This window comes from Mesorhizobium sp. M1A.F.Ca.IN.020.06.1.1 (assembly GCF_004023265.1).
Lineage (GTDB): Bacteria > Pseudomonadota > Alphaproteobacteria > Rhizobiales > Rhizobiaceae > Mesorhizobium.
Window position 1 is genome coordinate 1 of sequence record NZ_RZSR01000211.1, and the last position, 7,496, is coordinate 7,496.

A 7,496-nucleotide genomic window follows, 5' to 3' on the forward strand; every position below is an offset into this window, starting at 1 on the left:
TGACAGATGTGGGCGACTTCCTCGAAATCGGTGGAGACGACGATCACTGCCAGCCCGGCTTCGACCGCGGCGGCGATCAGCCGATAGATCTCGGCCTTGGCGCCGACATCGACGCCCGCAGTCGGATCCTCGGCGATCAGAAGCTTACGGCCCGTCGCCAGCCAGCGGCCGACGACCACCTTCTGCTGGTTGCCGCCGGAGAGCGCCTCGATCGGCAGGTGCGGGTCATTGGGCCGCAGCCCCAGCCGTGCGCCGAGCTCCCGCGTCAGCTCGCTTTCCCGGGCCGGCTTCATGAAGGAGAAGAGCCCGCGGCCGACGGCCGAGGGGTTGAGATACATGTTCTCGCGCACCGAGAGCGACAGCGCCACGGATTCCTCGGTGCGGTCACGCGCAATCAGTCCGACACCGGCGGCAAGAGCGGCGCCGACCGAGGACAGGTCGAGGCGCTTGCCGTCGAGCCAGACCAAGCCGTCGAAAGCTTCAGTCCCAAACAGCGCACGGCCGACAGCTTCCTGCCCGGCGCCGCGCAGGCCGACCAGGCCAAGCAACTCGCCGGACCGTGCCTCGAAGCGAACCGGACCGACACTGCCGCAGGTGAGGTTTTCCACCCTGAGCCGTTCCGGCCCGTCCTGCCAATGCGACTTGGCAAACATCTGGTGCGCCGGCCGGCCGACGATGAGATCGACCAGTTCCTGCGGCGTGGTCTCGGCCACCGGCTTGACCGCGACCATGCGGCCGTCGCGCATGACGGCGACGCGGTCGGCGATGCGGAACACCTCGTCCAGCCGGTGCGAGACATAGATCATGCCGACGCCGCGCGCGCGCAGCGGCCGGAGCGCCTCGAACAGGCGCTCGACCTCGTCCGCCGGCAGGCTCGCCGTCGGCTCGTCGAGGACCAAGACGTCGGCCTCGGTGGCCAAAGCCCGGGCAATCGCCACCAGAGACTTTTCGGTGCGGGAGAGGTCCTGCACTCGCGTCGCCGGATCGAAGGCACAGCCGACCAGCGCCAGCGCGCGCTCGGCGCGGCGCTCGGTGTCTTGCCAGTCGATCAGGCTGATGCGGCGCGAAAAACCCTGCGCCATGCCGACATTCTCGGCCACGGTCATCCATTCGATCAAGCCGAGGTCCTGATGGATGAAGGCGACCTTCTGCGGCTGATTGGGGCGGGGCGGGCGATGGTGATAATCCTCGCCGCGAAAGCGGATCGTGCCCTGGTCGCACTTGTGGATGCCGGCGAGCGTCTTGATGAGCGTGGATTTGCCGGCGCCGTTCTCGCCGAGCAGCGCGACGATCTCGCCCTCATGGATGTCGAGCGAGACCGACTTCAGCGCCAGGGTGCCGCCAAAGCGCTTGGAGATGTCGATGAATTCGATGAGCTTGGGCCGCATTTTTTGGCCTCCTCCCAAGCCAAGCAAATGACTGAATTGCGACCGATGTTATCGCTAACATTTATGCAGGTCAAGTCTTGAAAATGGATCAACGCGCCGGCTATCGATGAGGCGGTTTTCGCGGAGAAGCACCATGTTCGGAGACATTGAAGGCGCTGGGTTCGAAGTTCTCAACGAGCGGTTCGAGCGGTGTTTCGTCGGTCACGTTGCGGTCGAGCGGCTGTGGACCGGCGGGCGCTGGCTCGAGGGCCCGGCGTGGTTCGCCGCCGGCCGGTATCTTCTTTTCTCCGACATCCCGAATGACCGCATCATGCGCTACGACGACACCAGCGGCACGGTCTCGGTCTTCCGCTCGCCGTCAAACAACGCCAACGGCAACACCGTCGATTTCCAAGGGCGGCTTGTCACCTGCGAGCATCGCGCGCGGCGCGTCACCCGCACCGAGCATGACGGCTCGATATCGGTGATCGCCGACCGCTTCGAAGGCAGGCGCTTGAACTCGCCCAACGATGTGGTGGTGCGCTCGGATGGCACGGTATGGTTTTCCGACCCGCCCTACGGCATCGCCACCGACTACGAGGGCGACCGCGCCGAGCAAGAGATCGAGGGATGTCATGTCTATCGTGCCGATCCTGCAACCGGTGAGGTAACGCGAGTTGTCTCGACTATGGCAAAACCCAATGGCCTCGCCTTCTCCCCGGACGAGACGATCCTCTATGTCGGCGACACAGGCGTCACGCATCAGAAGGACGGGCCAAGGCACATCCGCAAGTTCGCTGTCGAGGGCAACAATCTGCGCGAACTCGGCGTTTTCACCACCTGCACGGCCGGTCTGTTCGACGGGTTCAGGGTGGACACGACCGGCCGCGTCTGGGCAGGGGCCGGCGACGGCGTCCACTGCTTCGATCCAGACGGCACGCTGATCGGCAAGATCCGCATCCCGGAGACGGTGGCCAACCTGACTTTCGGCGGTCCCAAGCGCAATCGCTTGTTCATCACGGCGCGGCAGTCGCTTTACGCGGCTTTCGTGGTGGCGAACGCCGCGGGGCGGGGGTGAAAACCGCGACCTGAGCTCCGCGACGTCGGCTGCGGTCTCAGCTGCTCCGCGTGGCGACAAACGTTGCCGCCGCCTTCAGCAAATCCGCCTGCTCGCCATAGGGCTCCAGCAGCGCATGCGCCTGGTCGATCAGGCCGTGGAGCTGCTCGCGCGCCCAATCGGCTCCGTGCAGCGCAGCAAGTGTCGCCTTGCCGGCGGCGGCGTCCTTCTTGGTCGCCTTGCCCATCTGCTTTGCGTCGGCGGTGAGATCGAGCAGGTCGTCGGCTAGCTGGAAGGCAAGACCGATCGCCGAGCCGAACTCCGCCAGCCTTTCACGGTCGACGGCGGATGCGCCGGCGATGATGGCGCCTGCTTCGCAGGCAAAACGGATCAGCGCGCCTGTCTTCATCGCCTGCAGACGGATGATGCCGGCCTCGTCCGGCCGCTTGCGCTCGGCCTCGAGGTCGAGCGTCTGGCCGCCGACCATGCCGCCGGTTCCGGCGGCGCGGGCGAGCGCCAGCACCAGCGCCGCCCGCCGCTCGGCCGGCAACGCCGTCGCCTCGTCGGCGATGATGTCGAAGGCCAAAGTCAACAGCGCGTCGCCGGCAAGGATCGCGGTTGCCTCATCGAAAGCTTTGTGCACCGTAGGCTGGCCGCGGCGCAGATCGTCGTCGTCCATGGCAGGAAGATCGTCATGGATCAGCGAATAGCAATGCACGCATTCGAGCGCGGCGGCGACGCGCAGCGCCGCCTCGTCATTTGCCGAAAACAGCGCCGCGCTTTCCATCACCAGAAAAGGGCGGAGCCGCTTGCCGCCGTTGAGCACGCCATGGCGCATCGCCGCCATCAGGCGTTCCGGCCGGGCGATCTCGCCGGAGAGCAGAGGCGCATCGAAGACCTGCCGCAGCAGGACCTCGACTGCTGCGGCGCGCGTAAAAAGCGCGGATTCGAAGGCCACCTGGTCGTCTTTCAACATGGCCGGACCGGTAGCCGACACTCAGACGTTGCGCAAGCAGCCTCGCGCCATTATGCCGAAGTAGCGGGTGGCACGGGTGGGGCGACTTGACGGAACCGATCGTCGAACATGAAAGCGAAGGGCTGGACATGGCACGGCCGCGGCGCCTGAACCGCGCCGGTCTCAAGCGCCTTGGCCGGCGCTGCCTGGTCGCGGCGATCCTGCTGGCCGCGATGCCGGTCGCGCTCACCTTTCTCTATCTGCCGCCCTTCGTGCATCCGGTTTCGACGCTGATGCTGAAGGATCTTGTCACCTTCTCCGGCTACGACCGGCGCTGGGTTTCGATCGACGATGTGGCGCCGGTGCTCATGCATTCGGTGATCATGTCGGAAGACGGGCAGTTCTGCTTCCATCGGGGCGTCGACCTCGGCGAATTGCGCGGCGTGGTCGACGATGCGCTTGCCGGCGAGGCAACGCGCGGCGCCTCCACCATCACCATGCAGACGGTGAAGAACCTGTTTTTGTGGTCGCGGCCGCTCGGCAGCGTGCGCAAGGTCGTCGAGCTGCCTCTGGCCGTCTATTTCGATGCGGTGATGTCGAAGCGCCGCATCATGGAGATCTATCTTAACATCGCGGAATGGGGGCCAGGCATATACGGCATCGAGGCGGCCGCGCAGCATCATTTCGGCGTCTCGGCCAGGCAATTGTCGCGCCGGCAGGCAGCGTTGCTTGCCGTCAGCCTGCCCAACCCGATCGCGCGCAATCCGGCCAGGCCAGGCCCGGGTTTGAGGCGTCTCGCCAATCTGATCGAGCGGCGCGCCGGGCGTTCGGGCGCCTATGTCGGTTGCCTCGAATAAGATGAAGCGGCGCCGGCTCAAAAAAATTCGTGCCAGTGCTGGCCAAAACGGCGCAAGGCGTGTATAGGCACCCGACTTTCTCAGATTATGGCCTCGATGCGGCCCTTTCGCGAGGGTTGCCGGGGCATTTTGACCATGTAGTGGAGCATATCCATGGCCGTTCCGAAAAGAAAAACTTCTCCGTCGAAGCGCGGCATGCGCCGCTCGGCCGACGCCCTCAAGGCCCCGACCTATGTCGAGGACAAGAATTCCGGCGAAATGCGCCGGCCGCACCACATCGACCTGAAGACCGGCATGTATCGCGGCCGCCAGGTGCTGGAGCCGAAGGAAAGCTGAGAAGCTTGCACGGGAAAGCTGAGAAGCTTCCATGGTTGTGACGTTTTCAGAGGACCGGCCGCTGGCCGGTCTTTTTGATTCTGGCGACGGATGAAGGTCCTCGCGTTGGCTGGGCACGAGCCGCCGAAAAGGCAGCGGAAAAACGGCTGACATCGTTATTTCATTAGGATTTAGAGCGTGTTCGGCGCCATCGCCGAAAAGCCTTGACGGCGTGCCCGCCGCGCCTTTTACAAAAGGGTGCCTCATTGGAGACGCCCAGATGTTCGGTGCCATCCCGCTGCTGATCGTGCCCTTCGTCCTCTACAACCTCGGACTGCTCGGCCTGTTCGGCGGCGGCGACGATCCGTGGACGATCGAAATGTTCTCGTTCCGGATGATGTCGGGCGGCGTCTTCTCGATGACGCTCGGCGACCTGATGGTGCTAATCGGGCTGATCTTCCTCTTCGTCGAGATATCGAAATCGGTGCGCACCACCAATGCGTCGATCCTGGATCATCTGTTGTCGACGCTGGTCTTCATCGCCTTCCTGGTCGAGTTCCTGCTGGTGAAGGGCGCCGCGCATTCGGTCTTCTTTTCGCTGATGATCATCGCGCTGTTCGATGTGCTGGCCGGCTTCTCCGTGTCGATGCGGTCGGCAAGCCGGGATATCAACTTAAACTAGGATTGCACCCGGCGACCCGCGGTCCAAAAAGCCGTCAACCTGCGGCGGCCTGAGGCTTGCGGGCGACAACCGCCTCATAGGCGGTCTGCAACTGCCGGCGCACGGTCGGCGTGCCGGGCGGCGTCTTCACCGGCGCTCCAAGATGTTCGTGGCGCAATTCGTCCATGAACCGATCCCACAACGGCGGGCCGCCTTTTTCGAGCAGCTCGGCTCGGATCGACAGCTCCTCGCTGACCGGCAGCCAGACGCGGCCCCAGGCGCCGAGATGCGCCATGATCGGCACAAGGGTAATTGCCATCTCGGTCAGGCTGTAGATCGCCTTCTGCTTGTGGCTGGGATCGTCCGCCTTGGTCAGGAGGCCGAGCTCCATCAGCCGCTTCAGCCGATCGGCCAGGATGTTGGAGGCAATGCCTTCGATCGAGCCGTTGAGCAATTCCCGAAAATGTCGCCTGGCGCCGAAGATAATGTCGCGCAGGATGATCAGGCTCCAGCGGTCGCCGAAAACTTCCAGCGACAGATTGATCGGGCAGCCGGAGCGGTGCTCGGTGTTCATGCCAGTCTCCAAAACCGGTTGCAATATGATATCAGCCTGCTTATCGTGCAACTGATTGCAATATGCAAGCAGATTGGGAGATGGAGGAGAGAAGAATGACCATCTTGCCTCGCCCTGAGATCCATTCGGAAAGCTTCGGCGATCCGGCCGACCCGGCGATCCTTCTGATCATGGGCGCCATGGCCTCGATGCTCTGGTGGCCGGAAGCCTTTTGCCGGGCGCTTGCCGAGCGCGGCCGTTTCGTCATCCGCTACGACAATCGCGACACTGGTCTCTCGACCAAGTACACGCCGGGCGCGCCGCCTTACGGGTTCGAGGACATGGTCGATGATGCCGTCCGTGTGCTCGACGATCACAATATCGCCAAGGCGCAGGTCGTCGGCATGTCGATGGGCGGCATGATCGCGCAGATCGTGGCGCTGAAATATCCCGAACGGGTCAGCGCGCTGACCGTGGTCTCCAGCTCACCGCTCGGTGTCGATACGTCCGGTTTGCCTGTGACGAGCGAGGCCTACCGAGAGCATTCCGCCGAAGGTGCCGATGTCGATTGGTCGAACCGGCAACAGGTGATCGACTTCATGGTCAGGGGCGCTCGCGCAATCGCCAGCACCCTGCATTCGTTCGACAGCGAACGGACACGTGCGATGATCGAGGAGGACTACGATCGGTCCGGCGGTCTCGCCAGCGCCACCAACCACTTCCTGCTGAAGAGCGGCGGCCCGGAGCGGCGAATAAGGGATTTGACCGTGCCGCTGCTCGTCATCCACGGCACTACCGATCCGCTCTTCCCGATCGAGCACGGCGAGGCGCTCACCGCCGCGGTTGCCGGCGGCAGGCTGGTGCGGATCGAAGGCGGCGGCCACGAACTGCACCGCAACGATTGGCCGCACATCGTCGAAGCAATCGCCGCATTTGGCTAGCCCGGCGGGATTAGGATTGACACCAGCGGTCTGCGAAAATAGTTAAGTGATCACTTCAGTATTGCCTCGACCTCCGCCGACAGGAGAAAAAATGTCCCTGACGCTGTATTTCCATCCGCTCGCTTCCTTCTGCTGGAAGCCGCTGATCGCGGTCTACGAAAACAACACGCCGTTTGCGCCGCAGATCGTCGATCTCGGCGATGCGCCGTCGCGCGCGGCTTTCCTGAAGGTTTCGCCGACGGGCAAGATGCCGGCCCTGCGCGATGACGCGCGGGGCCGCACGGTTATGGAATCGACCATCGTAATCGAATATCTCACCGCCTACTATCCCGGGCCGGTCGAGCTCATTCCCGCCGACGTCGACCTCGCCATCAAGGTGCGCCAGGCAGACCGCTTCTACGACTTCTACGTGCAGGAGCCGATGCAGAAGATCGTCGGCGACCGGCTGCGGCCGCAAAACAAGACCGATCCGTTCGGAGTCGAGCAGGCGCGCGAGCAGCTGCGCAATTCCTACGCCATCATCGAACGGGAGATGCAGTCAAAAACGTGGGCGGTCGGCGACCATTTCACTTTGGCCGACTGCGCCGCCTCGCCGGCGCTGTTTTACGCCAACAAGGTCGAGCCGTTCGGCGACAAATTCCCCGCCGTGAAGCGCTATCACGACCGTCTGCTCGAACGGCCGAGCTTCGCCCGCGTGATCGAGGAGGCGCAGCCCTATTTCAAGTTCTTCCCCTACAATAATGGCTAGGCCTCGATGCTGCATGATCCCGCCCAGCTCGACCTGATGTTC

General features: G+C 63.8%; 9 protein-coding genes. 6 read left to right on the forward strand and 3 right to left on the reverse strand.

Going from position 1 to position 7,496, the window contains the following annotated elements:
- Positions 1–1,388 (reverse strand): sugar ABC transporter ATP-binding protein (locus EOA60_RS12005; RefSeq protein WP_164899274.1); only part of this gene is annotated, 1,388 nt, incomplete at its 3' end.
- Positions 1,389–1,521: 133 nt separating this feature from the next.
- On the opposite strand from EOA60_RS12005, the gene EOA60_RS12010 reads away from it, so the two are divergent.
- Complete coding sequence (locus tag EOA60_RS12010) at positions 1,522–2,445, forward strand: SMP-30/gluconolactonase/LRE family protein (RefSeq protein ID WP_095824049.1); 924 nt, start codon at positions 1,522–1,524, stop codon at positions 2,443–2,445.
- Between the two features lie 37 nt (positions 2,446–2,482).
- Here EOA60_RS12010 and EOA60_RS12015 read toward each other — a convergent pair whose 3' ends face one another.
- Complete coding sequence (locus tag EOA60_RS12015; protein WP_067319337.1) at positions 2,483–3,400, reverse strand: polyprenyl synthetase family protein; 918 nt, start codon at positions 3,398–3,400, stop codon at positions 2,483–2,485.
- Between the two features lie 128 nt (positions 3,401–3,528).
- Here EOA60_RS12015 and EOA60_RS12020 point away from each other — a divergent pair, with 128 nt between their 5' ends.
- The 3 genes from EOA60_RS12020 to EOA60_RS12030 all read left to right on the forward strand — a co-directional run bounded on the left by EOA60_RS12020 (position 3,529) and on the right by EOA60_RS12030 (position 5,233).
- Entirely contained in the window at positions 3,529–4,236 is a 708-nt protein-coding gene (locus tag EOA60_RS12020; RefSeq protein ID WP_095824190.1) for a transglycosylase domain-containing protein, read from the forward strand.
- 153 nt (positions 4,237–4,389) lie between these two features.
- Positions 4,390–4,572, forward strand: a complete 183-nt coding sequence (gene rpmF / locus EOA60_RS12025; protein ID WP_006203806.1) for a 50S ribosomal protein L32 — start codon at positions 4,390–4,392, stop codon at positions 4,570–4,572.
- 259 nt (positions 4,573–4,831) lie between these two features.
- Entirely contained in the window at positions 4,832–5,233 is a 402-nt protein-coding gene (locus EOA60_RS12030) for a hypothetical protein (protein WP_095782517.1), read from the forward strand.
- 34 nt (positions 5,234–5,267) lie between these two features.
- Here EOA60_RS12030 and EOA60_RS12035 read toward each other — a convergent pair whose 3' ends face one another.
- Entirely contained in the window at positions 5,268–5,786 is a 519-nt protein-coding gene (locus EOA60_RS12035) for a helix-turn-helix domain-containing protein (RefSeq protein ID WP_095799818.1), read from the reverse strand.
- 95 nt (positions 5,787–5,881) lie between these two features.
- Between EOA60_RS12035 and EOA60_RS12040 the strand changes: the two genes are divergently transcribed.
- Positions 5,882–6,706 (forward strand): alpha/beta hydrolase, encoded by an 825-nt coding sequence (locus tag EOA60_RS12040; RefSeq protein ID WP_095824048.1) that lies wholly within the window; start codon positions 5,882–5,884, stop codon positions 6,704–6,706.
- Positions 6,707–6,797: 91 nt separating this feature from the next.
- Positions 6,798–7,454, forward strand: coding sequence for a glutathione S-transferase family protein (locus tag EOA60_RS12045; RefSeq protein ID WP_095799819.1), 657 nt, complete (start codon positions 6,798–6,800; stop codon positions 7,452–7,454).
- Positions 7,455–7,496: the final 42 nt, after the last annotated feature.

Bases quoted from the DNA above. Each gene is read 5' to 3' on its own strand.
- rpmF (WP_006203806.1), top strand. From the start codon at position 4,390: ATGGCCGTTCCGAAAAGAAAAACTTCTCCGTCGAAGCGCGGCATGCGC.
- EOA60_RS12045 (WP_095799819.1), top strand. From the start codon at position 6,798: ATGTCCCTGACGCTGTATTTCCATCCGCTCGCTTCCTTCTGCTGGAAG.
- EOA60_RS12035 (WP_095799818.1), bottom strand. From the start codon at position 5,786: ATGAACACCGAGCACCGCTCCGGCTGCCCGATCAATCTGTCGCTGGAA.
- EOA60_RS12020 (WP_095824190.1), top strand. From the start codon at position 3,529: ATGGCACGGCCGCGGCGCCTGAACCGCGCCGGTCTCAAGCGCCTTGGC.
- EOA60_RS12015 (WP_067319337.1), bottom strand. From the start codon at position 3,400: ATGTTGAAAGACGACCAGGTGGCCTTCGAATCCGCGCTTTTTACGCGC.
- EOA60_RS12010 (WP_095824049.1), top strand. From the start codon at position 1,522: ATGTTCGGAGACATTGAAGGCGCTGGGTTCGAAGTTCTCAACGAGCGG.
- EOA60_RS12040 (WP_095824048.1), top strand. From the start codon at position 5,882: ATGACCATCTTGCCTCGCCCTGAGATCCATTCGGAAAGCTTCGGCGAT.
- EOA60_RS12030 (WP_095782517.1), top strand. From the start codon at position 4,832: ATGTTCGGTGCCATCCCGCTGCTGATCGTGCCCTTCGTCCTCTACAAC.